Annotated in this window: 26 protein-coding genes; 15 read left to right on the forward strand and 11 right to left on the reverse strand. The window is 63.5% G+C overall.

Annotated features, from left to right (window positions below; all coding sequences use genetic code 11):
- Window positions 1-391 precede the first annotated feature (391 nt).
- Genes imuA through AWB66_RS25820 form a run of 3 tightly spaced genes read left to right on the forward strand, consistent with a single transcriptional unit; the run spans window position 392 to window position 6,238 of the window.
- Window positions 392-1,288, forward strand: a complete 897-nt coding sequence (gene imuA / locus AWB66_RS25810) for a translesion DNA synthesis-associated protein ImuA (protein ID WP_087632924.1) — start codon at window positions 392-394, stop codon at window positions 1,286-1,288.
- A complete protein-coding gene (locus AWB66_RS25815) occupies window positions 1,218-2,798 on the forward strand; it encodes a Y-family DNA polymerase (protein WP_125469790.1) in 1,581 nt (526 codons plus the stop codon). The genes imuA and AWB66_RS25815 overlap by 71 nt, the downstream gene beginning before the upstream one ends.
- An 8-nt stretch (window positions 2,799-2,806) precedes the next feature.
- Window positions 2,807-6,238 carry an error-prone DNA polymerase gene (locus AWB66_RS25820; RefSeq protein ID WP_087632926.1) on the forward strand — a complete coding sequence of 1,144 codons (3,432 nt, stop codon included), beginning with the start codon at window positions 2,807-2,809 and terminating at the stop codon, window positions 6,236-6,238.
- Here AWB66_RS25820 and AWB66_RS25825 read toward each other — a convergent pair.
- Window positions 6,232-7,167 (reverse strand): dTDP-4-dehydrorhamnose reductase family protein, encoded by a 936-nt coding sequence (locus tag AWB66_RS25825; protein ID WP_087632927.1) that lies wholly within the window; start codon window positions 7,165-7,167, stop codon window positions 6,232-6,234. The two genes, AWB66_RS25820 and AWB66_RS25825, sit on opposite strands and share 7 nt — an antisense overlap.
- The gene (locus AWB66_RS25830; protein ID WP_087632928.1) at window positions 7,167-7,373 is read right to left on the reverse strand and encodes a heavy-metal-associated domain-containing protein; all 207 of its coding nucleotides are present in this window, start codon (window positions 7,371-7,373) and stop codon (window positions 7,167-7,169) included. Before AWB66_RS25830 ends, AWB66_RS25825 begins: the two co-directional genes overlap by 1 nt.
- A 92-nt stretch (window positions 7,374-7,465) precedes the next feature.
- On the opposite strand from AWB66_RS25830, the gene cueR reads away from it, so the two are divergent.
- Window positions 7,466-7,852: a Cu(I)-responsive transcriptional regulator gene (gene cueR, locus AWB66_RS25835; RefSeq protein WP_087632929.1), complete on the forward strand. Its 387-nt coding sequence runs from the start codon at window positions 7,466-7,468 to the stop codon at window positions 7,850-7,852.
- Between the two features lie 255 nt (window positions 7,853-8,107).
- Window positions 8,108-8,254 (forward strand): DUF3563 family protein, encoded by a 147-nt coding sequence (locus AWB66_RS25840; protein ID WP_087632930.1) that lies wholly within the window; start codon window positions 8,108-8,110, stop codon window positions 8,252-8,254.
- 119 nt (window positions 8,255-8,373) lie between these two features.
- Here the strand turns inward: AWB66_RS25840 and copM are convergent, their stop codons facing one another.
- The gene (copM, locus tag AWB66_RS25845) at window positions 8,374-8,754 is read right to left on the reverse strand and encodes a CopM family metallochaperone (RefSeq protein ID WP_087632931.1); all 381 of its coding nucleotides are present in this window, start codon (window positions 8,752-8,754) and stop codon (window positions 8,374-8,376) included.
- Between the two features lie 91 nt (window positions 8,755-8,845).
- Between copM and AWB66_RS25850 the strand changes: the two genes are divergently transcribed.
- Window positions 8,846-9,196, forward strand: coding sequence for a hypothetical protein (locus tag AWB66_RS25850; protein WP_235021237.1), 351 nt, complete (start codon window positions 8,846-8,848; stop codon window positions 9,194-9,196).
- 17 nt (window positions 9,197-9,213) lie between these two features.
- On the opposite strand, the gene AWB66_RS25855 is transcribed toward AWB66_RS25850, so the two are convergent.
- The gene (locus AWB66_RS25855) at window positions 9,214-10,059 is read right to left on the reverse strand and encodes a 23S rRNA (adenine(2030)-N(6))-methyltransferase RlmJ (RefSeq protein WP_087632932.1); all 846 of its coding nucleotides are present in this window, start codon (window positions 10,057-10,059) and stop codon (window positions 9,214-9,216) included.
- A 286-nt stretch (window positions 10,060-10,345) separates the two neighbouring features.
- Between AWB66_RS25855 and AWB66_RS25865 the strand changes: the two genes are divergently transcribed.
- The gene (locus AWB66_RS25865) at window positions 10,346-11,140 is read left to right on the forward strand and encodes a 3-hydroxybutyrate dehydrogenase (RefSeq protein WP_087632934.1); all 795 of its coding nucleotides are present in this window, start codon (window positions 10,346-10,348) and stop codon (window positions 11,138-11,140) included.
- A gap of 14 nt (window positions 11,141-11,154) precedes the next feature.
- Entirely contained in the window at window positions 11,155-12,381 is a 1,227-nt protein-coding gene (locus tag AWB66_RS25870; RefSeq protein WP_087632935.1) for a DUF3734 domain-containing protein, read from the forward strand.
- Window positions 12,382-12,448: 67 nt separating this feature from the next.
- Here the strand turns inward: AWB66_RS25870 and AWB66_RS25875 are convergent, their stop codons facing one another.
- Window positions 12,449-13,648 (reverse strand): amino acid aminotransferase, encoded by a 1,200-nt coding sequence (locus tag AWB66_RS25875; RefSeq protein WP_087632936.1) that lies wholly within the window; start codon window positions 13,646-13,648, stop codon window positions 12,449-12,451.
- A gap of 432 nt (window positions 13,649-14,080) precedes the next feature.
- On the opposite strand from AWB66_RS25875, the gene uvrB reads away from it, so the two are divergent.
- The 6 genes from uvrB to AWB66_RS25905 all read left to right on the forward strand — a co-directional run bounded on the left by uvrB (window position 14,081) and on the right by AWB66_RS25905 (window position 20,156).
- On the forward strand, window positions 14,081-16,171 hold the full coding sequence (gene uvrB / locus AWB66_RS25880; RefSeq protein ID WP_087633006.1) for an excinuclease ABC subunit UvrB: 2,091 nt from the start codon (window positions 14,081-14,083) through the stop codon (window positions 16,169-16,171).
- A 287-nt stretch (window positions 16,172-16,458) separates the two neighbouring features.
- Window positions 16,459-17,007, forward strand: a complete 549-nt coding sequence (locus AWB66_RS25885) for an iron transporter (RefSeq protein WP_087632937.1) — start codon at window positions 16,459-16,461, stop codon at window positions 17,005-17,007.
- A gap of 57 nt (window positions 17,008-17,064) precedes the next feature.
- On the forward strand, window positions 17,065-17,397 hold the full coding sequence (locus AWB66_RS25890) for a cupredoxin domain-containing protein (protein WP_087632938.1): 333 nt from the start codon (window positions 17,065-17,067) through the stop codon (window positions 17,395-17,397).
- Between the two features lie 68 nt (window positions 17,398-17,465).
- A complete protein-coding gene (locus AWB66_RS25895) occupies window positions 17,466-18,311 on the forward strand; it encodes an FTR1 family iron permease (protein ID WP_087632939.1) in 846 nt (281 codons plus the stop codon).
- Window positions 18,308-19,714 (forward strand): 4Fe-4S binding protein, encoded by a 1,407-nt coding sequence (locus AWB66_RS25900; RefSeq protein WP_200819067.1) that lies wholly within the window; start codon window positions 18,308-18,310, stop codon window positions 19,712-19,714. The genes AWB66_RS25895 and AWB66_RS25900 overlap by 4 nt, the downstream gene beginning before the upstream one ends.
- Before the next feature lie 28 nt (window positions 19,715-19,742).
- Window positions 19,743-20,156, forward strand: a complete 414-nt coding sequence (locus AWB66_RS25905) for a GlcG/HbpS family heme-binding protein (protein ID WP_087632940.1) — start codon at window positions 19,743-19,745, stop codon at window positions 20,154-20,156.
- Window positions 20,157-20,432: 276 nt separating this feature from the next.
- Here the strand turns inward: AWB66_RS25905 and hemP are convergent, their stop codons facing one another.
- The 4 genes from hemP to AWB66_RS25925 form a co-directional block, all read right to left on the reverse strand.
- Window positions 20,433-20,681, reverse strand: coding sequence for a hemin uptake protein HemP (gene hemP, locus AWB66_RS25910; protein ID WP_087633008.1), 249 nt, complete (start codon window positions 20,679-20,681; stop codon window positions 20,433-20,435).
- A gap of 133 nt (window positions 20,682-20,814) precedes the next feature.
- The gene (locus AWB66_RS25915; RefSeq protein ID WP_087632941.1) at window positions 20,815-21,309 is read right to left on the reverse strand and encodes an SRPBCC family protein; all 495 of its coding nucleotides are present in this window, start codon (window positions 21,307-21,309) and stop codon (window positions 20,815-20,817) included.
- A gap of 42 nt (window positions 21,310-21,351) precedes the next feature.
- Entirely contained in the window at window positions 21,352-21,750 is a 399-nt protein-coding gene (locus AWB66_RS25920) for an OsmC family protein (protein ID WP_087632942.1), read from the reverse strand.
- A gap of 143 nt (window positions 21,751-21,893) precedes the next feature.
- Window positions 21,894-22,766, reverse strand: coding sequence for a pirin family protein (locus AWB66_RS25925; RefSeq protein WP_087632943.1), 873 nt, complete (start codon window positions 22,764-22,766; stop codon window positions 21,894-21,896).
- Window positions 22,767-22,886: 120 nt separating this feature from the next.
- On the opposite strand from AWB66_RS25925, the gene AWB66_RS25930 reads away from it, so the two are divergent.
- Window positions 22,887-23,849 carry a LysR family transcriptional regulator gene (locus AWB66_RS25930; RefSeq protein WP_087632944.1) on the forward strand — a complete coding sequence of 321 codons (963 nt, stop codon included), beginning with the start codon at window positions 22,887-22,889 and terminating at the stop codon, window positions 23,847-23,849.
- Between the two features lie 359 nt (window positions 23,850-24,208).
- Here the strand turns inward: AWB66_RS25930 and AWB66_RS25935 are convergent, their stop codons facing one another.
- On the reverse strand, window positions 24,209-24,631 hold the full coding sequence (locus AWB66_RS25935; protein WP_087632945.1) for an ExbD/TolR family protein: 423 nt from the start codon (window positions 24,629-24,631) through the stop codon (window positions 24,209-24,211).
- A gap of 13 nt (window positions 24,632-24,644) precedes the next feature.
- Window positions 24,645-25,394: a MotA/TolQ/ExbB proton channel family protein gene (locus AWB66_RS25940; RefSeq protein WP_087632946.1), complete on the reverse strand. Its 750-nt coding sequence runs from the start codon at window positions 25,392-25,394 to the stop codon at window positions 24,645-24,647.
- Window positions 25,395-25,401 lie beyond the last annotated feature (7 nt).

Below are 25,401 nucleotides of genomic sequence, written 5' to 3' on the forward strand. Positions count from 1 at the left end.
GAACAGGACCGTGAAACGACTCCACGCCGATGATAGTGCGGATCTCCCGTGTGAAAGTAGGTAATCGTCAGGCTCCTCATGCGACAAGCAAATACCCCACCCCGCAAAGGTGGGGTTTTTTGCTTTGTGGATCGGTATTCGATACCTCAAAAAATCTATTCAAAAAGAGGATATTTTCGAGGGTTTTCAAAAATTAATTAAATAATCGATCGTTATCGACTTTCATTTAATAGCGGCCCACAACTGCCAGCTCAGCTTTTCCTCTTCAGTCCGCCTCACCTTCCACGCTTACCTTCGTCCTCAAAGTACTGTATAAATATACAGTAAACGAGAGGTCACACGCAGCTCGCACTCCGAGCAGGCCCCTTCATTCGTATCGCAGCGGGGACCCATGGGCGCAGCAATTTCACTATTTGAACTCGGGGTGTCGTCGAGATTGCAGCGTCAGCTATGGCGCGGCAATCAGTTCAGCGACGCAGATTCCGGCGTCGTCTCAAGCGGCCATCGGAAGCTTGATCGCGTATTGCCCGGCGCAGGCTGGATGACCGGCGTGCTCACCGAAGTGCTCGTCGAGGACAGCGGCGTCGGCGAGATGCGCCTGCTCGCGCGCACGCTTCGCGAGTTGACGACGACCAAAGGCCGGTCCGTGGTCTTCGTGGCTCCGCCGTGGAAGCCTTTTCTGACGGCTTTTCGCGCGTGGGGCATTGAGACGGAAAAGCTCTTCTGGGTCAAGGCGCCCGACGATCAGGCGCTCTGGGCGGCAGAGCAATCGTTGAAGCAGAAGGGCATCGGCGCGGTGTTGATCTGGCTGCCGAAAGTGCGTCCGGAAGCCGTTCGGCGTCTGCAAGTGGCGGCGCAGGAATCGCAGGCGCTGGCGTTCCTGTTTCGTCCGATCGAAGCAGCGTCGCAATCTTCGGCCGCACCGCTGCGCATGATCTGCCGGCCCGTGCTGCCCGACGATGCCCAGACGATGAACCGCCGGGAGTGGATGCAGCAGGTCATGCTGGAGATCGACATCATCAAGCGGCGCGGTCCGTTGCTGGAAAAGCCGCTTCGTCTGCCATTGCCGCTGCAGATGCCGGCGCTGCCCGAACACGTCCGCCGCGCGCGCCTGGGCAAACCAGGCAAGTCGGGCCAGAAAGCACGAGAGGTCAATCATGTTGTGGATAGCGGTGACTTTGCCGCTTTTATCGCTAGAAGCAGTCAAGCCGCCATCGATGGCGACACCGGAACCGATCTCGAATTCGTCTGGAATGACGATCTCGTCGGACCCGTCGATCGAAGATGAAGGCGCGCCGTGCTTCGCGCTCTCCGATCACGCGCGCATCCTGCTGCCGGATCTCATCGCGTTCCGGCTCGGCGTGCGGCCGGGCAGCACGCGCTCGCATGCGTTCGCGCTCGCGCCGCGGCTGACCTTGCTCGCCGTCGACGTTCGGCTCGAAACGCAGGCGTTGGAAGCCGTTGCGCTGGCGTTGCTGACTTTTACGCCCAAAGTCGTGTTGGCGCAGGCGAACACGGTGTTGCTCGAAGTCGGCGCGAGCGTGCGTCTTTTCGGCGGCATGAAAACGCTGCTGTCGAAGGTGACGTCGACCGTGAAAGGCTGCGGCTTTACGTCGCGGATGGGTTGCGCGCCCACCGCGTGGGGTGCGTGGCTGCTTGCGCATGCACGCACGCGCCGGGTGCTGCGGCGCACGCGCATCGTGAAAGAGACGTCCCTCGCGCGCGTTCTCGATGTCCTGCCGGTGTCGCTGCTGCCCTCGGCGATGACGCACGGCAATCTTTTCGAGCAGATCGGCTGCAATACGCTCGGCGATCTGCGTCGCTTGCCGCGCGCGGGCGTGGCGCGCCGTTTTGGCGGCGACGTTCTGCAACTGGTCGCGCAGGCTTACGGTGAGGCGCCCGATCCGCGCGAAGCGTTCTGCGCGCCGGCGTCGTTCGAGGCGCGGCTCGAATTGCAGGCGCGCGTCGAGAGTGCGGAGGCGTTGCTGTTCGCCGCGCGCCGGCTGGTGTTGCAGCTCGCGGGCTGGCTGAGCGCGCATCACGCGGCTGTCAGCGAGTTCACGCTGTATCTCGCGCACGAACTGGCCGCGCGCCATGCGCCGAAAACGTCGACGCTGAAGGTTGCGTGGGCTGTCCCGACGCGCGACGCCGACCACGTTCTCTGGCTTTTGCGCGAGAAGCTGAACCAGACGGCGCTCGCGGCACCGGTCATCGAAATGAAGCTGCTTGCGGATAAAGTCAGCGAGCATGCGCCGCCATCGGAGACGCTTTTTCCGATGCCGAATGCCGATAGCGAATCGATGGCGCAATTGCTCGAACGGCTGAGCGCGCGGCTCGGCGCGGAGAACGTGCTGCAACTCGTCGCGCGCGACGATCATCGGCCGGAGGCGGCGATGGCCGTCGAGATCTACCAGCCGGCGCGGGAGGCGAAGACCAAACGCAGGAAGAAGACAGCCGCGCAACCCGCCGCGCAGGACAAAACCGCCGATACCGATTCTCCGGCCGAAACATCCGAAGAAGAACAGCCGCTTACCCTGCCGGATCTTGCGATGCCGTCGCAACCGAGGCCCTCGTGGATTCTGGAAGCGCCGCTCCGGCTGATGTTGCGCAACGAGCGGCCGTTTTACCGGCGGCCGTTGAAGGTGATCAGCCGGACCGAGCGGATCGAAGCCGGCTGGTGGGACGGCAACGGCGTCCAGCGCGATTACTACATCGCCTCCGACGATCGCGGCCGCATGTTCTGGCTGTATCGCGAGCGCTTGTCGGGCGACTGGTTTTTGCACGGTTTTTTCGGGTGACGGGAAAAATGAACTTCGGAAAATCTGCGTTCTCGCGTGCCATGAAGACGTCGGCGTTCTTGCCCGACTATGCCGAGTTGCATTGCCTCAGCAACTTTTCGTTTCTGCGCGGCGCCTCGCATCCGCAGGAACTGACCGAGGCGGCGTTGGAAAACGGTTACACCGCGCTCGCGATCACCGACGAATGCTCGCTCGCCGGTGCCGTGCGCGCGCACGGCGCGATCAAGGAGTTGGAAGCGCAGGCGAAAGCGGCCGCCGATGCCGCCTCGAAAGCCGGCCAGCCGATGCCGGAAATACGGATGCTGAAGCTCGTCATCGGCAGCGAGCTGAATCTCACCGATGCCGACGGCGCGCCGTTCTGCACGCTGATCGCGCTTGCAACCAATCGCGCAGGTTACGGCAATCTGTCGGAACTGATTTCGCTCGGACGTTCGCGTGAACGTAAAGGGAGCTATCGGCTGACGCCCGAGGATTTCACGAATCCGGAGGCATTGTCGGACGATGCGACGGATCTGCGCGGCGACGTCGCGCATCTGAAGCATTTGCCCGATTGCCTGCTGATCCTCGTTCCGCAACGCTCGGCGACGCTTTCGCAAACGCTCGACTGCGCGCATTGGCTCGCGGGTTTCGCCGCCGGCCGTGCGTGGCTCGCGCTGGAGCTTTGGCAGGACGGCAGCGACGACGAACGCCTCGCGTCGTCGCGGCTGATCTCGCAGGAGAGCGGTCTGCCGCTCGTCGCGGCGGGCGGCGCCCTGATGCACGCGCGCTCGCGCAAGCCTTTGCAGGACACGCTGACCGCAATCCGGCTGAACCGTCCGCTCGCGGAATGCGGCTACGCGCTCGAAGCGAACGCCGAGCGGCATTTGCGCACGCGCTTGCGGATCGGCGCGCTGTATCCGCCGGAAGCGATCGCGGAAACGCTGAAGATCGCGGCGCGCTGCACCTTCGAACTCGACGAACTGCAATACGAATATCCGGAAGAACTCGTGCCGGCGGGCGAGACGCCGGCGAGCTATCTCCGCAAGCGCGTCATGGCGGGCGCGCTCGAACGCTGGCCGGACGGACTCGACGCGCGCACGATCGCGCAAATCGACAAGGAACTGACGCTCGTCGCGGAACTGAAGTACGAGAAATACTTCCTGACGGTCTACGACATCGTCGCGTTCGCGCGCAGCCAGAAAATTCTCTGTCAGGGACGCGGCTCGGCGGCCAATTCGATCATCTGCTATTGCCTGCACATCACCGAAATCGATCCGGTGAGCATGGACATGCTGGTCGAGCGCTTCATCTCGCGCGCGCGCAACGAGCCGCCCGACATCGACGTCGATTTCGAGCATCAGCGCCGCGAAGAAGTCATTCAGTACATTTATCGCAAGTACGGGCGGCATCGCGCGTCGCTCGCGGCGTCGCTCATCACGTATCACACGCGAAGCGCGCTGAAGGATGTCGGCAAGGCCCTGGGATTGGATGCGTCGCTGATCGAGCGGATCGGCAAGTCGCAGCAGTGGTGGGATGGGCCGGCGGCGGTCGCCGGCTATCTGGCGGAAGCCGGCTTCAGCGAGGACTCGCACATCACGCAGCATCTGATTCGCCTGACGCGCGAGTTGCGCGGCTTTCCGCGGCATTTGTCGCAGCACGTCGGCGGCTTCGTGATCGCGCGCGACAAGCTGTCGCGGCTCGTGCCGATCGAGAATGCGGCGATGAAGGACCGCTGCGTGATCCAGTGGGACAAGGACGACATCGACGCGCTCAAGCTCCTGAAAGTCGACGTGCTCGCGCTCGGCATGCTGTCGGCGGTGCGCCGCGCGCTCGAATTCGTCGCGTTGAGGCGCGGCTTGCCGGATTTTCCGGTGCAGCGCATTCCCCGCGAGGACAAGGCGGTCTACGAAATGTGCTGTCACGCCGACACCATCGGCGTGTTCCAGATCGAATCGCGCGCGCAGCAGGGCATGTTGCCGCGTCTTAAGCCGCAGAAGTATTACGACCTCGTGATCGAGGTCGCGATCGTGCGGCCCGGGCCGATTCAGGGCGGAATGGTGCATCCGTATCTGCGCAGGAAGCAGGGGCTGGAGGCGGCGGATTATCCGAAGGAGGAATTGCGGCCGGTGCTCGAACGGACGCTCGGCGTGCCGATCTTTCAGGAACAGGTGATGAAGCTCGCGATGGTCGCGGCGGGTTACACGGCCGAGGAAGCGGATAAATTGCGGCGCGCAATGGCGGCCTGGCGTCGCGGCGGTCATCTCGAAAAATATCAGGCCGATCTGATGACGAAGATGCTGGCGCGCGGTTACGAGCGGGAATTCGCGGAGCGTGTCTGCAAGCAGATCGAGGGTTTCGGCGAGTACGGCTTTCCCGAGAGCCACTCGGCGAGCTTTGCGCTCCTCGTGTATGTCAGCGCGTGGATCAAGCGCTACGAGCCGGCGGCGTTTCTGGCGGGCCTTCTGAACAGCCAGCCACTCGGGTTCTACTCGCCGTCGCAACTCGTGCAGGACGCGAAGCGGCACGGCGTGCGCGTGTTCGCGCCCGATGTTTCGCTGAGCGACTGGGAATCGGTGCTCGAAAAGCCGGAAGGGCGCGGCGAGCGGATCGTGTTCGACGTCGACATGGCGGTGCGCCGTCAGCAGTTCTACAGCACGCCGATGCCGAAGCAAGTCCTCAGGAAAACCGTGCGGCGCGCGGCGCGGCGGCTTGCCGCGAGGATCGGCGAGCCGTCGAAGGCGTATGGGGCCCGCGGGCCGGGCGTGCGGATCGGCCTGCAGCTTCTCAAGGGTTTTCCGCAGGCCGCGGCCGAGCGCATCATGGCCGCGCGCCGCGTCGCGCCGTTTGCCGACGTCGACGATCTCGCGCGCCGCGCCGCGCTTTCGCGCCGCGAACTCGACGCGCTCGCGGCCGGCAACGCGCTCGCGAGCATCGCGGGGCATCGGCGGCAGGCGTGGTGGGCGGTCACGGCGCAGCAACAGGTGCCGGAACTGCTGCGCGACGCGCCGATGGCCGAAGCGCCGCTCGCGTTGCCCCAGGCGCCGGAGGGCCGCGAGATCGTCGACGATTACGCGAGTCTCGGCCTAACGCTGAATCGCCATCCGCTCGCGCTCTTGCGGCCGCGCCTCGCGCAGATGCGCTTTAAGACCGCCGCCGAACTCGCGCATTATCGCAACGGGCGCGCGGCGCGGGCGTGCGGCATCGTCACGGTGCGGCAGAGGCCGGGCACGGCGAACGGCACGATTTTCGTGTCGATCGAGGACGAGACCGGCGCGATCAACGTGATCGTGTGGCCGGGACTCGTCGAGAAAGCGCGCAAGGTGTTGCTCGGCGCGTCACTGCTGGCGGTGTACGGCGTCTGGCAATGCGAGGGCGAAGTACGGCATCTGGTGGCGCAGCGGCTCGAAGACCACAGCGGATTGCTCGGGCGCCTCGCCACTGCGAGCCGCGATTTTCACTGAGTTTCCCGAGTCCGTGCGCGCGGATAGTTTGCGAGTACCTGCGCGATCGCGGTATCGAACGGCGTCCGGCGGCCGATGCCGAGCGCCTCGAGCACGCTGGAATCCAGATGGCAATCGCGCGGACGCGGGGTCGAGTCGGTGGGCGTGCGCTGCGCGACGAGCCTGGCGTCGACCTTCAACACGCGCGCGATGCGCTCGGCGATGTCGAACTTCGTCATCGGCTCGTCGCCGGACCATTGCGTGATGCCGCCAATCGTCTCGCCGCGTGCGTGGCGCTCGATCATCTGGCGGATCACGACGGCCACGTCCGGCGTGAAAGTCGGATAGCGCGTCGCCCACGCGTCCATCGTGGCGGGCGCGGCGCCGCTTTTCGCCGATTCGACGATGGCCGGCGTCAGGCTCGTGACCGCCGATTCGTTCCAGTCGAGCACCGGGCCGTAAAGGAGCGGCAGTCGCAACACGCAGGCTTTCGCGCCGGAGTCGATGAGCGCGCGTTCGCCTTCGAGCTTGCTGCGACCGTAAGCGTTGAGCGGCGACGGCGGATCGTCGGGGAAATAGGGCGGCTTCGTGCCGTCGAAGACGTAGTCGGTCGAAATCGACAGCACCCACGCGCCGCGTTCGCGCGCGGCGCGGGCGATCGAGCGCAGCGCATCCACGTTGAGCGCGCGGGCGAGCGCGGGGTCGTTCTCGCACACGTCGGGGCGCCGCTCGGCCGCCGCCACCACGATCGCGTCGGGCGCTTCGCGGGCGATGAAACCGGAGATCGCGGCGTCGTCACGAATATCGAGTTTCACGATCTGCGGCCCGACGCGGCTCCTCGCCGTGCGTACGACCTGCCAGCCGGCGACATCCGCGAGTTCGTTGGCGACCGCCCGTCCAAGCAGGCCCGACGCGCCGATCAGCGCGACTTTGAGACGCGACCCCGTCATCACGCGCCAGCGGACGAAACCACGGTGTAACCCGCTTCGTCGATGGCTTCCTTGAGCGCTTCGGCGGATTGGCTCGACTCGACGGCCACCTTGCCGCGCTCGAGATCGATGCGTACCTGCGCGGACGGATCGACTTCCTGGATGGCGCGCGTGACGGCGCCGACGCAATGTTGGCAGCTCATGCCTTGAACTTCGAATTCAGTCATCTTCGGTCCTTTCAAATCAACGATTGTTCTCATCGTATACCTTCCTATGGTTGGAAGGTGTAGAGTCGAAAGATGATTTTTAGGAGTCAACGATGAACATTGGAGAAGCAGCGCGCGAATCCGGCGTGACGGCGAAGATGATCAGGTATTACGAGAGCGTCGGTTTACTGGCGCCGGTCGGCCGCACGGCGTCGGGTTATCGCGTCTACAGCGCGCAGGAGGTGCATGCGTTGCGTTTCGTGCGGCAGGCGCGGCGGCTCGGCTTTCTCGTCGAGGACATCCGCAAGCTGCTCGCGCTCTGGCAGGATCGCGCGCGCGCCAGCGCCGAAGTGAAAGCGATCGCGCTGGAACACGTCGCCGAGCTCGATCGGCGAATCGCGGAACTGACTGAAATGCGCGACACGCTGTCACATCTTGCGCGCCATTGCCACGGCGACGATCGTCCAGATTGTCCAATCCTGGAGCGCCTCTCGCAGTGAGCAAGAGCGCATGCACCAAAGAAGAGCATTTTTGGCCCGATGGGGGCATTTCAGATCGGTAGAATCGAGAAAATATGAAGAAAAACAGCCACTTGTCTTAATCCGGTGCATGCACCATTCCGAAACGGAATGCACGTTATTCATGCATTTCACTAACACATACGGTGCAGTTTCGCTATAATTCGGGTTAACCCTTTAGAGGGAAATCCCTGACCCGAACTGCCGGGGATTCAACCGCAATCCTTGGAGAACATCATGTTTGCTTATCTGCTCGAAAAACTCAGCGTCTGGTTTGAAACCGCAGAACGCCGCCGTCGCGAAGAATATCTGGCTCAATCGTCGGATATCGTGCAGCTGGAAAAGCGGATTCGCTCGCTCGAAACCAACGGCTACACGCTGTAAGTTCTCGGCGCCGAACCCCGGCTGAGTATTGAAAAGCCCCGCATCGCGGGGCTTTTGTCATTTCTGGGCCGCACTTTCGTGCATCGGCGCAGACTGCGAAGCGTCGGTTTCAGCCGATGTCACTTCGCTTGCGGATGCGCGGCGAGCCACTGCTTCATGAACGCGATTTCTTTCTCCTGCGCCGCGATGACGTCCTTCGCCAAATTGCGCAGCTTCGCGTCCTTCCCGTATTTCAATTCGACCTTGGCCATCTCGACCGCGCCCTCGTGATGCGGAATCATGTGCGCGACGAAATCGCGATCGGCGTCGCCGGTGTACTGGATGTTCGACATGCCGGACATCATCGACTGATCGGCAGTCCGGAATTCGGCCGTGGAAGGCGCGTCCTTGCCCGAACCGGACATCGCGTCGTGCGAAGGGGCGGCAGTCTGCGCGGACACGGTGGACATCGTCGCGCATGCAATCGTCAAGGCTGTAAGCAGTTTTAGTTGTGATTTCATCGCATCTCCTTGGGTGTAGGAGCCGCTAGCGTAAAGCTTGCCACCACGGTAAGGTAAAGCGTTTTCGTCCAACGAATCGGTGGCTCGCGACATGAACCTCATACCTGCCAGCAAACGGTACGCGCGGCGCCTCGCGATGGGCGGCGCTGTAGTGGCATGGATCGTCGGCATCGTGCCGCCGGCGCTCGCCAAGCCGGGCGGCGAGCCACTCGTTCTCGATACACAAACGGGCATCCACAGCGGCGTGCCGGGCACCGTGCTTCAGACCGGCCCGCTGAACGCGCCGGGCATGATCCAGGCGCGGCCCATGGCGAACCTTCCCGAGCTGCCGCCGCAGGAGCAGGTGCCGATCATCGTATCGCCGTATGTCACTTATCCCGGGTCGCAGACCACGGACCAGACCACTCAGCCGCCGCGTTTTTATCGGCCGACGCCGCACTGAACGCACGGCCCGTGGCTTCAGTCGCCGCAATGTTCCAGCTTGAACGCGGCTTTCCCGTCCTGCCCGAGCGTCTCCACGAGATACGGCAGCGCGTCTTTCAGCGCGCCCGTGAGCGTGTAGGGCGGATTGAAAATGAACATGCCGCTGCCAAAAAGACCGAAGCCGTCGGCGGGATGCGTGCTCACCGTCAGCGAGACGTGCAACCAGTTCTTCGGCTGCAGGCGTTTCAATTGATCGGGGAAGCGCTGTGATTCGAGGCGCGTGACCTGCGGATACCACACTGCATAAGTGCCCGTTGCGAATCGCTTCAGGCTTTCCTCGATGCAGTTGAGCGTGCGCGCGTAGTCGCGCTTGTCTTCGTAAGACGGGTCGACCAGGACGAGTCCACGGCGCGGCGGCGGAGGAAGCAGCGCCTTGATGCCGTCGAAGCCGTCGCCTTCGTAGATCATCGCGCGCCGGCCTGCGTCGCGGAAATTGTGGCGCAAGACGTCGATTTCGGTGGTGTGCAGCTCGAAAAGGCGCAACCGGTCCTGCTCGCGCAACATGCGCCACGCGAGATACGGCGAGCCCGGATAGAACTGCAGGGTGCCGTCCGGATTCAGGGCCCGGATTTCGTCGACGTAATCCGCGAGCATCGGCGGCAAGTCCGTGCGGCTCCAGAGACGCGCGATGCCCGTTTCGAACTCGGCGGTTTTCGTCGCGTAACCCTCGGTCAGCGAATAGACGCCGGCGCCGGCGTGCGTGTCGATATACCAGTACGACTTGTCCTTCTGGCCCAGATGACGCAGCAACTGAACGACGACCGAGTGTTTCAGCACGTCGGCGTGATTGCCTGCATGAAAGGCGTGGCGATAGCTGAGCATGGCGAGTGAACCGAAAGACAGAGATGGAGCGGGCGCGGCGCGCGGCAGGGCGGTCATTGTAGCGGAAGGCTTCCATTCGTCCTGCGTCGGGAAGCTGGCGTTCCACGGCCGGTTGCTGCAGCGCGTAACGGGCTTCATGCACAATAGCCTCATCGAACGGCGCGCGGTAGTCGGCCGAATGGCCTAGGACGTTTTGCGCAAAACCGGGGCGTTCGCCTATGCCATTCGGCCAGCTTGTCGCACCGCGTGTCGCGTGTTGTCATTCGTCATCCACGAGGAGGTTCGCATGTCACTGAACACGAAGCTGGACGGAAAGGTCGCGGTCGTCACGGGCGCGGCGAGCGGCATCGGCAAGCAAATTGCGCTGACGCTGGCCGATGCGGGCGCGGCGCTCGCCATCGCGGACCTGAATCAGGCCGGTGCGGACGCCGTCGCCGAGGAAATCCGCGGCAAGGGCGGCCGCGCGATCGGCGTCGCGATGGACGTCACGAGCGAAGAAGCCGTGAACGAAGGCATCGACCGGGTTGCGGCAGAGCTGGGTTCCGTTGACATCCTCGTTTCGAACGCGGGCATCCAGATCGTCAATCCGATCGAGAACTACGCGTTCTCGGACTGGAAGAAGATGCAGGCAATCCACGTCGACGGCGCATTTCTCACCACCAAGGCGGCGCTCAAGCACATGTACAAGGACGATCGCGGCGGCGTGGTGATCTACATGGGATCGGTGCATTCGCACGAGGCGTCGCCGCTCAAGTCGGCCTACGTGACGGCCAAGCACGGTCTGCTCGGGCTCGCGCGCGTTCTGGCGAAAGAAGGCGCGAAGCACAACGTGCGTTCGCATGTGGTGTGTCCGGGCTTCGTGCGCACGCCGCTCGTCGACAAGCAGATTCCCGAGCAAGCAAAGGAACTCGGCATCAGCGAGGAAGAGGTCGTCAAGCGCGTGATGCTCGGCGGAACGGTCGACGGCGTGTTCACCACTGTCGAGGACGTCGCTCAAACCGTGCTCTTCCTGTCGGCGTTCCCGACTGCGGCGCTCACCGGACAGTCGTTCGTCGTGAGCCACGGTTGGTTCATGCAGTGACCGGAGCGCATGGGATGGCAGTGAATGAACCGGTTTTGAGTCCACGTGACGCGGGGCGAAGCGGTATCCAAGAGGCGTCGACTTCGCATCGCAACCGCATCGATCTTCCGCCCTACCAAACCATCGCGTTGATGTTGCAGGGCGGAGGCGCGCTCGGCGCCTACCAGGCGGGCGTGTATCAGGGTCTCGATGAAGCGGGCATCCGCCCGAACTGGCTGGCCGGCATTTCGATCGGCGCGCTCAACACGGCGATCATCGCGGGCAATGCGCCGCAGGACCGCGTGCCGCGCTTGCTGGAATTCTGGGAGACCATCTGCCAGCCCGCGTTCGGGCTGCCGCTGCCGGGCTTCGTCGAGCACTGGTTCTTCAATGCCAACGACGAGATCCGCAAGGCGTTCACGGCGATGCAGGCGGTCGGCGCGCTCGTAGAAGGGCAGAAGGGTTTTTTCGTGCCGCGCCTGCCGCCGCCGTCGCCGCTCGCGGCAGGCGTGCCGCAGACGGCCAGCTATTACGACACGGCTCCGCTCAAGGCGACGCTCGAACGGTTGTGCGACTTCGAGCGCATCAATTCGGGCGAGATGCGGGTGTCGGTCGGCGCGGTGAATGTCGCGACCGGCAACTTCGCCTATTTCGACAACACCCGCATCAGGCTGCGCGCCGAGCATTTCATGGCGTCGGGCGCGCTGCCGCCGGGTTTCGCCGCCGTGGAAATCGACGGCGAATACTTCTGGGACGGCGGACTCATGTCGAACACGCCGCTCTATGAAATCGCGATGGCAACGCCGCGCCGCGACACGCTCGCGTTCCAGGTCGACTTGTGGAGCGCGCGCGGGCCGGTGCCGGACAGCATCGTCGACGTGATGGGGCGCGTAAAGGACGTTCAGTTTTCGAGCCGAACGCGCATGGTCACCGACATGATGCAGCGCTCGCAGCGCTATCGGAACGTGCTGCGCCACGTGCTGGACCAGGTTCCGGAGCAGCAACGCCAGAGCGACGAATGGTGCAGGCTTGCCGAAGAACTCGCGTGCTCGAAGCGCTACAACGTGATCCACCTCATCTACCGCCACAAGGAGTACGAGGGGCATTACAAGGACTATCAGTTCGGGCTTTCGACGATGCGCGAGCACTGGGCGAGCGGCCTCGACGACATTCGCGGATCGCTTGCGCATCGCGACTGGCTCGACATGCCGAACGGCGAATCGCGTTTCGTGACACACGATATCCATCGCGACGGTCGCTGAAAACCGACGAAAAAAAATGGCGCCCATCGCGGGGCGCCATTTCTAGGAATCGACGACGAACGTTGCTTTACTTCAGTACGTGCGCGATGGCGCCGGCCACGACGTCGAGGTTGCGCGTATTGAGCGCGGCCACGCAGATGCGGCCGGTGCCGACGGCGTAGATGCCGAACTCTTCACGCAGACGGTCGACTTGCGGCGCCGTCAGGCCCGAATACGAAAACATGCCGCGCTGACGGCTCACGAAGCCGAAATCGCGATCGACGCCGCTCGCCTTCAGGCGTTCGACGAGGCCGTTGCGCATCGCGCGGATGCGCTCGCGCATTTCGCCGAGCTCCTGTTCCCACGTCGCGCGCAGTTCCGGCGACGCCAGCACGGCCGCGACGACGGCGCCGCCGTGCGTCGGCGGGTTCGAGTAGTTCGTGCGGATCACGCGCTTCAGTTGCGACAGCACGCGCACCGATTCTTCCTTGGCCGTCGTGATGATCGAGAGCGCGCCGACGCGTTCGCCATAGAGCGAAAACGACTTCGAGAACGACGACGACACGAACACGTTCAGGCCCGCGCCCGCGAAAAGGCGAACCGCTTCCGCGTCGGCTTCGATGCCGTCGCCAAAGCCCTGATAGGCGATGTCGAGGAACGGCACGAGGCCGCGCGCCTTCACCACGTCGACGATCTGGCGCCACTGGTCCTGGCTCAGGTCGACGCCGGTCGGGTTGTGGCAGCACGCGTGCAGCACGACGATCGTGCCCGACGGATAACCGTTGAGCGCCGACAGCATGCCTTCGAAGTTCACGCCGTGGCTCGCGGCGTCGTAGTACGGGTAGTTCACGACCTCGAAACCGGCGCCTTCGAAGAGCGCGCGGTGGTTTTCCCAGCTCGGATCGCTGATCGCGACCATTGCGCCCGGATTCACGCGCTTCAGGAAGTCCGCGCCGATCTTGAGCGCGCCCGTGCCGCCCAGCGCCTGCGCCGTGACGACCTGGCCGGCCGCGATCAGCGGCGAATCGTTGCCGAGCAGGAGCTTCTGCACGGCGGCGTCATAGGCGGCGATTCCGTCGATCGGCAGATAACCGCGCGGCAGCGCAGCGTCGACACGGGCTTTTTCCGCGTCACGCACCGCGCGCAGGAGCGGAATCTTGCCTTCTTCGTTCGTGTACACGCCGACGCCCAGGTTGACCTTGGTCGTGCGCGTGTCGGCGTTGAAAGCTTCGTTGAGGCCCAGAATCGGGTCGCGGGGAGCGAGTTCGACGGCAGAGAAAAGAGACATGATTTTTCGGCAGTAGTGAGAAGACGTGCTGCAAAGGACCTGCGGGAAGGGCGAAGGCGGCCGGCGGCAGAATTCAACGGCGTCGCGCCGGTCACAGCCCGAAAAAGCGAAAGCGTGCCGCGGCAAGCTCAATTCGACATTGTAGCGAATCGCTAACGCGTTTTCGGCGGCGGCACTGCGCCAAATGCGTCGTTTTTTGCTTTTTTGCCTCGTAATTTGCACGGAAATGGGGCTCCGATCGGTCGCGAGAATGTTTTCGCGCGAGTCTTCCTCGAGGGCTTGGCATCCGGCCGATCGACCTCATCTCAAAAACTTGTTTCCCGAAAGTTCGGGTGCCCGGCCACGCGCCGCGCACGCCGGACCGCCGTCCACGACCGCCCGCGCGAACCGCTAGAATAGGTGTTTGCTCTCGGCGAAGGCTACGTTTTCCTCATGTCCGATACCCTCATCGAAGCTTCCGAAGCCCTCGACGAATCGAAATTCGTCACGTTCGACGGCTCCCCGTTTCAGCTCTACCAGCCTTATGCGCCCGCCGGCGACCAGCCCGAGGCGATCAAGACGCTCGTCGAAGGCATCGAGGATGGGCTCTCGTTCCAGACGCTCCTCGGCGTGACCGGTTCCGGCAAGACCTTCACGATGGCGAACGTCATCGCGCGCATGGGCCGGCCGGCTATCGTTTTCGCGCCGAACAAGACGCTCGCCGCGCAGTTGTACGCGGAGTTCCGCGAGTTTTTTCCGCGCAATGCCGTCGAGTATTTCGTCTCGTACTACGACTATTACCAGCCCGAAGCGTATGTGCCGCAGCGCGACCTGTTCATCGAAAAGGACTCGTCGATCAACGAGCACATCGAGCAGATGCGGCTTTCCGCCACCAAAAGCCTGCTCGAACGGCGCGACGTGGTGATCGTCGCGACCGTGTCGGCGATTTACGGTATCGGGAATCCGTCGGAATATCACAAGATGATTCTGACGCTGCGCACCGGCGACAAGCTCGGTCAGCGCGACATCATCGCGCGCCTGATCGCGATGCAATACAACCGCAACGAAGCCGATTTCCAGCGCGGCTCGTTTCGCGTGCGCGGCGACACGATCGACATCTTTCCGGCGGAGCACGCCGAAATGGCGGTGCGCGTCGAACTGTTCGACGATGAAATCGAGTCGATGCAGCTCTTCGATCCGCTCACCGGCCGCGTGCGCCAGAAAATTCCGCGTTTCACCGTCTATCCGTCGTCGCATTACGTGACGCCGCGCGACACCGTGATGCGCGCAATCGAAACGATCAAGTCCGAACTGCGCGAGCGGCTCGAGTTTTTCCACAAGGACGGCAAGCTCGTGGAGGCGCAGCGGCTCGAACAGCGCACGCGCTTCGACCTGGAAATGCTGCAGGAACTCGGCTTCTGCAAGGGCATCGAGAATTACTCACGGCATTTCTCCGGCGCGGCGCCCGGCGAGCCGCCGCCGACGCTCGTCGACTATTTGCCGCCCGACGCCCTCATGCTGCTCGACGAGTCGCACGTGCTGATCGGCCAGTTGAACGGCATGTACAACGGCGACCGCGCGCGCAAGGAAAATCTCGTCGATTACGGCTTCCGGATGCCGTCCGCGCTCGACAACCGGCCGCTCAAGTTCAACGAGTTCGAGCGCAAGATGCGTCAGGCGATCTTCGTGTCCGCGACGCCCGCTGATTACGAACAGCGCACGTCCGGCCAGGTCGCCGAGCAACTGGTGCGGCCGACCGGTCTCGTCGATCCGGAAATCGAAGTGCGTCCGGCGCGCTCGCAGGTCGACGACGTGCTCTCGGAGATCAACGCGCGCGTCAATGCGGGCGAGCGCGTGCTCGTCACGGTGCTGACCAAGCGCATGGCCGAGCAACTGACCGAGTTTCTCGCCGATCACGGCGTGAAGGTGCGCTATCTGCACAGCGATATTGATACGGTCGAGCGCGTCGAAATTATCCGCGACCTGCGGCTCGGCAGCTTCGATGTATTGGTCGGCATCAACTTGCTGCGCGAAGGGCTGGATATTCCGGAAGTGTCGCTGGTCGCGATTCTCGACGCCGACAAGGAAGGTTTTTTGCGCGCCGAGCGCTCGCTGATCCAGACCATCGGCCGGGCGGCGCGCAACGTGAACGGCAAGGCGATTCTCTACGGCGACAACATGACCGATTCGATGAAGCGCGCGATCGGAGAAACCGAGCGGCGGCGCGTGAAACAGATCGCGCATAACGAGAAGATGGGCATCGTGCCGCGCGGGGTGACCAAGCGCATCAAGGACATCATCGACGGCGTCTACAACGTCGACGACGCCCGCGCCGAACTGAAGGAAGCGCAGACGCGCGCGAAGTTCGAAGACATGTCCGAGAAACAGCTCGCGAAGGAACTCAAGCGCCTCGAAAAGCAGATGATGGATCACGCCAAGAATCTCGAATTCGAGAAGGCAGCGCAGACGCGCGACCAATTGTCGCTATTGCGGCAGCGCGTGTTTGGCGCAAACGTCGGCGATCACGTGCCCGGTGTGAACTGACGACACTTTGGTACGACAAAAAGCGGCGAATCCCACGGATTCGCCGCTTTTTTCACACGAATCGAAAACTCACCGCCGCCGGAAACCCCCGTCGCAACAGGGCTGTAAGCCGGATCAAATTGTTGCGTCGATAGAACGGTGCTACACTCCAAAAATATTGAGAATGGTTCCTATTAACGTTCCGTGCTCATTCTCATTGTCGTTCTGGCGGCCGAGTTCCGAGTCGGCTGACGATCAACCAAGGCGCGCGGCGCGTGTCATTCATCGATAAGAAAAGGGAATAACTCATGGTGGGTTCAACTTTGATGCGCGGCACGCTCGCCGCCCTGGCCCTTGCCGCTGCGACCTCCGCGATGGCTGCCGAGTACCCGATCGGCAAGCAGCACATCGAAGGCGGCATGGAGACGGGCGCGGTTTATCTGCAACCGATCACGATGGCGCCGGAAGGCATGATGCGCAAGGCATCGGATTCGGATATCCACCTCGAAGCGGACATCCACGCGGTCAAGAACAATCCGACCGGTTTCGCCGAAGGCGACTGGATGCCGTATCTGCAAGTGTCGTATGAACTTACGAAGGTCGGTTCGACGGAATCGGTCAAGGGCGACATGATGGCGATGGTCGCGAGCGACGGCCCGCACTACGGCGACAACGTGAAGCTCTTCGGACCGGGCAAGTACCACCTGAAGCTGCACGTTTCGCCGCCGACGCAGACGGGCCACATGGCATTCGGCCGTCACGTCGACAAGGAAACGGGCGTGGGCCCGTGGTTCAAGCCGTTCACCATCGAATACGACTTCCCGTTCGCCGGCATCGGCAAGAAGGGCGGGTACTAAGCGCGGTTAGCGGTGCGCCTTGCTCGATGCGAGACGCGTCCATTTCAGGAAGGCTGCATGAAAGTGAAAACCCAGATGGCCGCGCTCGCGCTGTCGGCGCTCGTTGCCGGCATCGCCCACGCGGACGATCTGCCGACGTTCAAGCTCGAGATGAACGACGGCACGCTGATTCCGGCGCGCATCGAAGTGCCGGCGGGCAAGCGCATCAAGATTGAAGTGCACAACATCGGAAAAGGTGCCGCGGAGTTCGAGAGCATCCAGTTGCGCAAGGAAAAAGTGCTGGCGCCGGGCGCCGACTCTTTTGTCGTGATCGCGCCGCTAACCCCGGGCGAGTACAAGTTTTTCGACGATTTTCATCAGTCCGCACAGGGCGTGATCGTCGCGAAGTAGTGGTCGGCGCACGGCGGCTCGCAGTGCTTCGCGCCGCGTGCGAAGCGGAATTGGCTGGGAGATTTTGAATGGGTCAGGTTCTTTTCATCGTCTGGCGCGAGAGCGTCGAGGCTCTGCTCGTCGTCGGCATCCTGTATGCCTGGCTCAAGAACGGCGATCATCATGCGCGGCGCGGCATGCCGTATCTGTGGGCCGGCGTCGGGATCGGCCTCGTTGCCGCGGTCGCGCTCGGTGCGGCGCTCGTCGGCTTCACGGAAGTGCTGTCGGGCAACGCCCAGGACTATTTCCAGACCGTGATGGTCCTCGTCGCCTGCGTGCTGATCGTGCAAATGGTGCTGTGGATGAAGCGCCACGGCCGCACGCTCAAGCGCGACATGGAAGCGTCGCTGCAAAAGTCCACGCAGGACGGCCACTGGTGGGGCATCGCGGTGCTGGTCGCGCTCGCGATCGCGCGCGAAGGCAGCGAGACGGCCGTGTTCCTCTATGGCGTGGGTTTCGGGCAGTCGGGACACGTCGCGCCGTCGCAATATCTGGCGGTGATCATCGGCCTTGGCCTGGCGTTTCTCACGTTCTATGTCTTGCAACTCGGCGGCAAGTATTTCTCGTGGCGGATCTTCTTTCGCGTCACCGAAATCATGCTGTTGTTCCTCGCCGCGGGGCTGTTCGAAACCGGCGTCGACAAGCTGATCGACATGGAAGTCCTGCCGGTCGTGATCAACCAGGTGTGGGACACGTCGCGCATTCTCGACGATTCCACCACGTTCGGCTCGCTCGTCGCGACGCTGACCGGCTACCGCGCCCATCCGGCCGGGATGAACCTGATCGCCTATGCCGCGTACTGGCTCGTGATCTTCCTCCTGCTGCGCCGTTCGAAGACGGGCATGGCGCAAAAGGCAGCGGGCCGTCCAGCATGAACAGTGTCCTTGAACGGCCGGGCCGGCTGCGCCAAGCCGGACAGTGGATGCAACGGCACGGCAGCGCGATCCGCGGCATTCAGTGGGTCGTGGTTGCCGTGTACGCTTTCCTGATCCTCGTGCCGGCCGTGATGCCGCTGCCCGACGGCACCGCGCATCTCTGGACCAACCTGACGCTTGCCGCGCAGTTCGTGTTCTGGGGCATCTGGTGGCCGTTCGTGCTGCTGTCGATGGTGATGCTCGGGCGCGTGTGGTGCGGCGTGCTGTGTCCGGAAGGCGCGCTGTCGGAATATGCGAGCCGCTTCGGACGCGGCTGGGCGATCCCGCGCTGGATGCGCTGGGGCGGCTGGCCGTTCGTGGCGTTCGGCCTCACGACGATCTACGGCCAGATGGTGAGCGTCTATCAGTATCCGAAGGCCGTGCTGCTGGTGCTCGGCGGGTCGACGGTCGGGGCGATGATCGTCGGCGTGCTGTATGGGCGCGAGAAGCGCGTCTGGTGCAAGTACCTGTGCCCCGTGAACGGGGTCTTTTCGCTGCTGGCGCGCCTCGCGCCGTTTCACTACAAGGTCGACGAAGACGCCTGGCGCCGTTCGTACAAAGAGGGCGAGCACGGCCATCGCGTGATTCCGATCAACTGCGCCCCGCTCGTGCCCTTGCGCAACATGAAAGGCGCCTCCGACTGTCACATGTGCGGCCGATGCAGCGGCCACCGCGACGCCATCGCGCTGACGTGGCGTTCGCCGTCGGACGAAGTGGTCAATCTGGGCGACAAGCAGGCGAACGCGTGGGATACGGCGCTGATTCTCTACGGCCTGCTCGGCATCGCGATCGGCGCTTTCCACTGGACGGTAAGCACGTGGTTCGTCGATCTGAAGCAGGTCTTCGCGACCTGGCTGATCGATCACGACATTCTCTGGCCGCTCGACACCAACGCGCCGTGGTATCTCTTCACGCACTATCCGGAACAGAACGACGTCTTTTCGTGGCTCGACGGCGGCATGGTGATCGGCTATATCGTCGTGACGGGGCTCGTGTACGGCACGGTGCTGCTCGCGCTCGTCGCGCTCGCGACGCGCATGCTCGGCCGTTTCGACTGGACGCGCCTGAATCACCTGACTCAGGCGCTGATTCCGGTCGCGGGATGCGGCGTGTTCCTCGGCTTGTCGGCGACGACGGTGGGGCTCCTGCGCGCCGAACACGTGCCGCTCTGGTGGGTGACGGATCTGCGGCTCGGCCTGCTTGGCGTGGCGAACCTGTGGAGCGCGTGGCTCGCCTGGCGTGTGACTAGCCGGTATGCGGCATCCCGTATTGTTTCGCGCGTGGGGGCGATGGTATGGTTCGTGGCTACGCTGGCCGTCGCGGACAGCGCGTGGTACCTGATGTTCTGGGGCTTTACCCGCTAGCCATTTTTGACCAACCTGTGAGCCGATTGTGAGAACCAAACCCGTACTGACCGACGACGACATCAAGGCCATCGCCGCCGCAGCCGAAGCCCATGCGCACGAGCACCACTGGAACGTGACGGTCGCGATCGTCGACGACGGCGGACATCTGCTGTATCTGCACCGCCTCGAAGGCGCGGGCGCGAGCACGTCGGACATGGCGGCGGGCAAGGCGCGCACGGCGGTGCTCGGCCGCCGCGAAACGAAGGTCTACGAAGACATGATCAAGCAGGGCCGCACCGCGTTCCTGAGCGCGCCGATGACCGCGATGCTCGAAGGCGGCGTGCCGATCATGGTCGGCACGGACATCGTCGGCGCGGTCGGCGTGTCGGGCGTGAAGTCGGACCAGGATGCGGCGATTGCGCGCGCGGGCATCGCGGCGCTGAAGATCGAAAACGTCTGAGCGCGGCGAAACCACTCGCGCCAAAGCAAACGGCGCGCTTTCCGCGAAGGAAAGCGCGCCGTTTTCATTCATCTGGCCGCGGTGCTTCAGAAGAGCACGGCGCACCCGCGGGAACCAAAAAAAGCGGCTTCGCTGGCTATCGACGACTGGCTGGTGTTTGCACGAAGGGGTCTAATTTCTCGCGTGCAAGTCGTCCTCGCTGGCTAATGCCAAACACCTCTTGGAGAGGTGGTCCCCACAATACCCGGTACTGCAATTCTGTCGTTTGTGCGAGTGTTACTTCGTCAGGATGAGCTTGCCGAGACGCGTCGCGCGCAACTGGTAGGTCTCGCCGTTGTGGACGATGCTGATGTGACTATGGCCCTGCAACAGCGCATCGCTTCGCACCGAACGCTCGCTGCCCTGATCCGCCGACGCCGAAACATGCACCGTCGTCACAGCTGCCTGTTTCGGTCGCGTGATGGCGGCATCGCGCACCACCGGGCGACGCAGCCGAAGCGTGGAAGAGCGCAGGGGGTCGGTCATGTCGGAGTGCTCGTTCGTCGATTCGATGGATTCATAGTAAATGATAACCATTCCTATTTACAACAACGATTTCTTCATCGAAAGCGATTTCTGATAGTCTAAGCCGCGGCGTTACGCGCCGCGGCCGGGAAGCTCAGTGGAGCGGACCTTCTTCGCTGCGGCCGTGCGCAAACTGGCGGATGAGCCGTACCGTGTCGATGTCGGCTTCGCGATACGCCGATTTCACGATCTCCTGCGTCTGGTGGGCGTCGGCGCTGGCAGTGGCGTCGTCGGCGACTGGCAGCGTCGTGCTGTAGGTGAAACGCAGGAAGAGTTGGAGGTCGTCGGGCTGCTCGATCGCCATCGTCAGCGATCCGCCGACGTGGTCCGCCGTCGGCAGGATGTCGTAACGCACGCTCGCGCCTGAGTTCAGCGTCACGCGGTCGCGCACGATGGCCTGCCCGTAGTGCAGTTCGCGCTCCATCACGTCGCCCTCGCGCGAGAGGATCGTGCAACTGTCGAGGCCGATCACGAAGAGCTGCGGCTGTTCCGCGCGCAGCACGAGGCCTTCCCACAACTGTTCGCGCGTCAGCGAGTCGACGAACGGATTGAGCGGGTCGTTGATCTGGATCAGGTGTTCGAAATTCAAGACGACGGGTTCCTTCTCGGATTCATGGCGGGCAAAAGCGGTTCAGGCCGGAACGATGCCGGTATCGATGCGGATCGCGCCGCTCAGGATCTTGTGGACCGGACACGCATTGGCGATTTGCAAAAGGCGTTCCCGCTGTTCGTCGCTGAGCGCGCCGGTCAGCACGATCTTGCGGTCGATCACGCTGCCTTCGGCCGTGCTCGCGAGCGAGAGCGTGACGCGCACTGCGTCGAGCGGCCAGTCCTTGCGCCTGGCGTACATCTTGAGGGTGATCGAGGTGCAGGCGCCCAGGCTCGAAAGCAGGAGCGACGCGGGCGCCGGGCCGGTGTCGCGGCCGCCGAGCGTCTCGGGTTCGTCGGCGATCCACTTGTGCATGCCGTCGTCGAGTTGAACCTGATAGTCGGTCGGGCCGATGGTGGCGATCACGGACGGTTCAGCCATGCAGTGCTCCTCTTGTGGGTGTTCAGGCGACGCATCGACCACAAAAAAGCGGCGCGGCGCGAACGGTTATTGTGACGCAATGTCGCCGTTCGTGCCGCGCCGCGTGACTCGCGTATCGCGATTGTTTCAGCGCGTGGACGCAATCAGTGCGTGATCGCGCCCATGCGTCCCGCCTGGTAGTCGATCACCGCCTGACGGATCTCGTCCTCCGTGTTCATCACGAACGGACCGTAGCGCACGACGGGCTCCTTCAGCGGCACGCCGCCGATCAGAAGCACCTCGAGCGGCTCGTCGCCGGCGGCGAGCGTGACGCTCTCGCCGTCGTCGTTGAAGAGCACCATCTGTTGCGCGCGCACCGGCGTGCGGTCCGCACCGTAGAAGCCCGCGCCGGCGAGCGGATAGGCGAACACGCGGAAATCGCGCGGCACCGCCGTCTCGACCGACGCACCCGGCTGCAGCGAAAAGTGCTGGTACAGGATCGGCGTGCGGGTTTCGATCGCGGCCTTCACGCCGAGCGCCTCGCCTGCGATCACCTTCACGCGCACCCGGCCGTCCTCGCTCACGGCGATCGGGATTTTCCCCGACGCGATCTCCTGATAATGCGGCGCGATCATCTTGTCGCGGCGCGGCAGGTTCACCCAGAGTTGCAGACCGTGCACGCGGCCGCCGGTACGCGTGAATTCGGGATCGGGCATTTCGCTGTGCACGACGCCCGCGCCCGCCGTCATCCACTGGACGTCGCCTTCGCGCAGCGTGCCGGAGTGGCCCGCCGAATCCTTGTGGCCGAACTGGCCTTCGAGCACGTAAGTGACCGTCTCGAAGCCGCGATGCGGGTGATCCGGCGCGCCTTTCGCCTCGCCGGGCGCGTAGTCGACCGGGCCCATTTCGTCCAGCAGCAGGAACGGATCGAAATCCATCAGAAGGCGCGTCGGAAACGGGCGATGCACGACAAAACCGCCGCCTTCGACGGTTCGAAGGGCGGGAAGGGTGCGTTCGATAGTACGGGTAGTGCTCATGGGACCTCGCGTCGCTATCAGGGGAATAGCGCTAGATTTGAAACACAGAGCTATTATATGGGCCCGATTTGCGCGAAAAAGCCGTTCGAACGCAATGGATTGTCCCGCCAGTGAAACGATATGAAAGCCGACACGCACGACCTCAATGACCTGATGTACTTCTCGCATGTCGTCGAGAACGGCGGCTTTTCCGCAGCCGAGCGCGTGCTCGGCATTTCGAAGTCGCGGCTGTCGCGGCGCGTGTCTGAACTGGAGGCGTCGCTTGGCGTGCGGCTTTTGCAGCGCTCGACGCGCAAGCTCGCGCTTACCGAAGCCGGCCAGCTCTTCTACCAGCACTGTCAGGCGATGCTCGCCGAGGCGCAGGCGGCCGTCAACGTCGTGCAGAGCCTGCGCGATTCGCCGCGCGGCACCGTGCGCGTGAGCGTGCCGGTGACGATCGCGCAGACGTTCCTGTCGGCGGTGATGCCGGAGTTCCTGCATCGCTATCCCGAAGTGCGCGTCGTGCTGCGCGTGACGAACCGCGTCGTCGATCTGTTCGAGGATGCCGTCGATGTCGCCCTGCGCGTGCGTTCCGAGCCGCCGGCGAATTCGAACGTAGTCGCGCGGCCGCTGTGGCGCACGGAACAGATGCTGGTCGCGGCGCCGTCGCTGCTCAAGCCCAACGCGCCGCCGCTCACGCCGTCCGAGCTCGCGCAGTTCGACACGCTCGACACGCCGTCGAGCGATGGCCGTCACGTCTATCGCCTGATCGCGCCCGACGGCACGCGCCACGAGTTCGAACACGAGCCGCGCCTCGTGACCGCCGATCTGTCGATGATCCGCGAAGCCGTGCTGCGCGGCGTCGGCATTGCGGCGCTGCCGGAGATGATGTACGGCGCGCCGCTGCGCTCGGGCCAGCTTTCGCCGGTGATGCCGGGCTGGACGTTCCCGGCGCCGCAACTGTACGCGGTGTTCCTGTCGCGGCAGGGCATGGTGCCGGCAATCCGGGCCTTCGTCGATTTTCTGGTCGAGTCGATCGACGATGGACGGCGCTTCCCAGGAGAATGTCCTGTCGAGCCAGCGCCTGCGCGCGAAACAGTGTGACTATTCTGCGTGCGGCGCATCGTTTCTCGCATTGAAGCGCGTGCTTGCGATGGGCAGATTCAATCGGCCGAGGGTTGTACGCAAAAATGCGCGGCGTTATATTGAAATCCCTTCGCTAAGGAGCTTCTTATGCGAAAACTGACGGCTACTCTTATAGTTAGCCTGATAGGGTTGATCGCGCTGTCCGTGTCGACCACGGCTGCCGCATGTGGCGATTCTTCGAACTCAAATTATTCGAGCCCGAAGTGACTGCCCGCCCGAATGCGCTGAGTGCGCACAAAAAAAGGCCTTCATCCGACGATGAAGGCCTTTTACTTTGGGGCGTCTGAATCAATCAGTCCGCCTGCTTATTTTCCCGCTTATTTCCCCGCTTTCGGCTCCGTCACGAAGCCGATCTTCGACAAACCGCCCGCCTGAGCGGCCGACATCACATCGGCGACGCGCTCATACGGCACCTTGCGGTCCGCGCGCAAATGCAGTTCCGGCTGCGGCGATTGCTTGGACGCCTGCGCGATGCGCGCGGCGAGCGCGGTGTCGTCGACCTTCTGGTCGTCCCAGAGGATCGTGCCGTCGGCTTCGACCGCGAGATTTACGTGCGCGGGCTTCGTGTCCTGCGGCTGGCTGCTCGCGTGCGGCAGGTCGATCTTCACGGCGTGGTTCATCGCCGGAATCGTCACGAGAAAAATGATCAGGAGAACCAGCATCACGTCGACGAGCGGCGTCATGTTGATCTCGCTCATCATGCCGTCGTCTTCGTCGCTGGCGAAAGGGCTCATTGCCATCGGAAACCTCGTTTTAGCTGGCGCGCGTGGCGAGACGCAGGCTGTCGGTGGCGCCCGCGCCAGCGGGGCGCTTGGTCGACGAGAGCTTGGTGCCCGTTACGAAGAACGCATGCAGGCCGTGCGCGAAGCGGTTGAGCTTGATCACGATCGACTTGTTCGCACGCGTGAGCGCGTTATAGCCGAGCACCGCCGGAATCGCGACGAAGAGGCCGAACGCCGTCATGATGAGCGATTCGCCGACCGGGCCCGCGACCTGGTCGATCGACGTCTGGCCGGTCGCGCCGATCGTGAGCAGCGCGTGATAGATGCCCCAGACCGTGCCGAACAGGCCGACGAACGGCGCCGTGCTGCCGATCGAAGCCAGGACGGCGAGGCCCGACTGCATGCGGCCGACGCCCTCGTCCATCGTGTCCTTCAGGCAGCGCGTGACCCAGTCGGAGACGTCCATGCGGTCGTGCAGATGCGGCTGCGTCTGGTGATGATGGTCGGCGGCTTCCTGGCCGGAGAGGGCGAGGGCGAGAAAGGGATTGTCGGCGGGGCTCGACGAATGGCTGCCGAGCTTCTTGATGCCGTCGGCGAAATCGTCGGAGTGCCAGAACGCGCGCTCGGCGTTCTTGGTCAGGCGCTTCAGGCGCAGGACGTTCCACGCCTTCACGACGATAACCGTCCACGAAAGCACGGACATGATCACCAGCGCGAGCGCGATGCCGCGTGTCACGAAATCGCCTTGCGCCCACACGTGCGCAATTCCGTAGTTTTCCATTGCAGTT

The organism is Caballeronia telluris, assembly GCF_001544495.1.
Classification (GTDB): Bacteria; Pseudomonadota; Gammaproteobacteria; order Burkholderiales; family Burkholderiaceae; genus Caballeronia; species Caballeronia telluris.

Excerpts from the sequence above, each read along its gene's own strand:
- AWB66_RS25855 (WP_087632932.1), bottom strand. The coding sequence starts at position 10,059 with ATGCTCAGCTATCGCCACGCCTTTCATGCAGGCAATCACGCCGACGTG.
- AWB66_RS25815 (WP_125469790.1), top strand. The coding sequence starts at position 1,218 with ATGGCGACACCGGAACCGATCTCGAATTCGTCTGGAATGACGATCTCG.
- AWB66_RS25900 (WP_200819067.1), top strand. The coding sequence starts at position 18,308 with ATGAACAGTGTCCTTGAACGGCCGGGCCGGCTGCGCCAAGCCGGACAG.
- copM (WP_087632931.1), bottom strand. The coding sequence starts at position 8,754 with ATGAAATCACAACTAAAACTGCTTACAGCCTTGACGATTGCATGCGCG.
- AWB66_RS25875 (WP_087632936.1), bottom strand. The coding sequence starts at position 13,648 with ATGTCTCTTTTCTCTGCCGTCGAACTCGCTCCCCGCGACCCGATTCTG.
- AWB66_RS25885 (WP_087632937.1), top strand. The coding sequence starts at position 16,459 with ATGGTGGGTTCAACTTTGATGCGCGGCACGCTCGCCGCCCTGGCCCTT.
- AWB66_RS25930 (WP_087632944.1), top strand. The coding sequence starts at position 22,887 with ATGAAAGCCGACACGCACGACCTCAATGACCTGATGTACTTCTCGCAT.
- AWB66_RS25830 (WP_087632928.1), bottom strand. The coding sequence starts at position 7,373 with ATGACTGAATTCGAAGTTCAAGGCATGAGCTGCCAACATTGCGTCGGC.
- AWB66_RS25870 (WP_087632935.1), top strand. The coding sequence starts at position 11,155 with ATGGCAGTGAATGAACCGGTTTTGAGTCCACGTGACGCGGGGCGAAGC.
- AWB66_RS25820 (WP_087632926.1), top strand. The coding sequence starts at position 2,807 with ATGAACTTCGGAAAATCTGCGTTCTCGCGTGCCATGAAGACGTCGGCG.
- cueR (WP_087632929.1), top strand. The coding sequence starts at position 7,466 with ATGAACATTGGAGAAGCAGCGCGCGAATCCGGCGTGACGGCGAAGATG.
- imuA (WP_087632924.1), top strand. The coding sequence starts at position 392 with ATGGGCGCAGCAATTTCACTATTTGAACTCGGGGTGTCGTCGAGATTG.
- uvrB (WP_087633006.1), top strand. The coding sequence starts at position 14,081 with ATGTCCGATACCCTCATCGAAGCTTCCGAAGCCCTCGACGAATCGAAA.
- AWB66_RS25940 (WP_087632946.1), bottom strand. The coding sequence starts at position 25,394 with ATGGAAAACTACGGAATTGCGCACGTGTGGGCGCAAGGCGATTTCGTG.
- AWB66_RS25920 (WP_087632942.1), bottom strand. The coding sequence starts at position 21,750 with ATGGCTGAACCGTCCGTGATCGCCACCATCGGCCCGACCGACTATCAG.
- AWB66_RS25895 (WP_087632939.1), top strand. The coding sequence starts at position 17,466 with ATGGGTCAGGTTCTTTTCATCGTCTGGCGCGAGAGCGTCGAGGCTCTG.
- AWB66_RS25890 (WP_087632938.1), top strand. The coding sequence starts at position 17,065 with ATGAAAGTGAAAACCCAGATGGCCGCGCTCGCGCTGTCGGCGCTCGTT.
- AWB66_RS25840 (WP_087632930.1), top strand. The coding sequence starts at position 8,108 with ATGTTTGCTTATCTGCTCGAAAAACTCAGCGTCTGGTTTGAAACCGCA.
- AWB66_RS25865 (WP_087632934.1), top strand. The coding sequence starts at position 10,346 with ATGTCACTGAACACGAAGCTGGACGGAAAGGTCGCGGTCGTCACGGGC.
- AWB66_RS25935 (WP_087632945.1), bottom strand. The coding sequence starts at position 24,631 with ATGGCAATGAGCCCTTTCGCCAGCGACGAAGACGACGGCATGATGAGC.
- AWB66_RS25825 (WP_087632927.1), bottom strand. The coding sequence starts at position 7,167 with ATGACGGGGTCGCGTCTCAAAGTCGCGCTGATCGGCGCGTCGGGCCTG.
- hemP (WP_087633008.1), bottom strand. The coding sequence starts at position 20,681 with ATGACCGACCCCCTGCGCTCTTCCACGCTTCGGCTGCGTCGCCCGGTG.
- AWB66_RS25925 (WP_087632943.1), bottom strand. The coding sequence starts at position 22,766 with ATGAGCACTACCCGTACTATCGAACGCACCCTTCCCGCCCTTCGAACC.
- AWB66_RS25850 (WP_235021237.1), top strand. The coding sequence starts at position 8,846 with ATGAACCTCATACCTGCCAGCAAACGGTACGCGCGGCGCCTCGCGATG.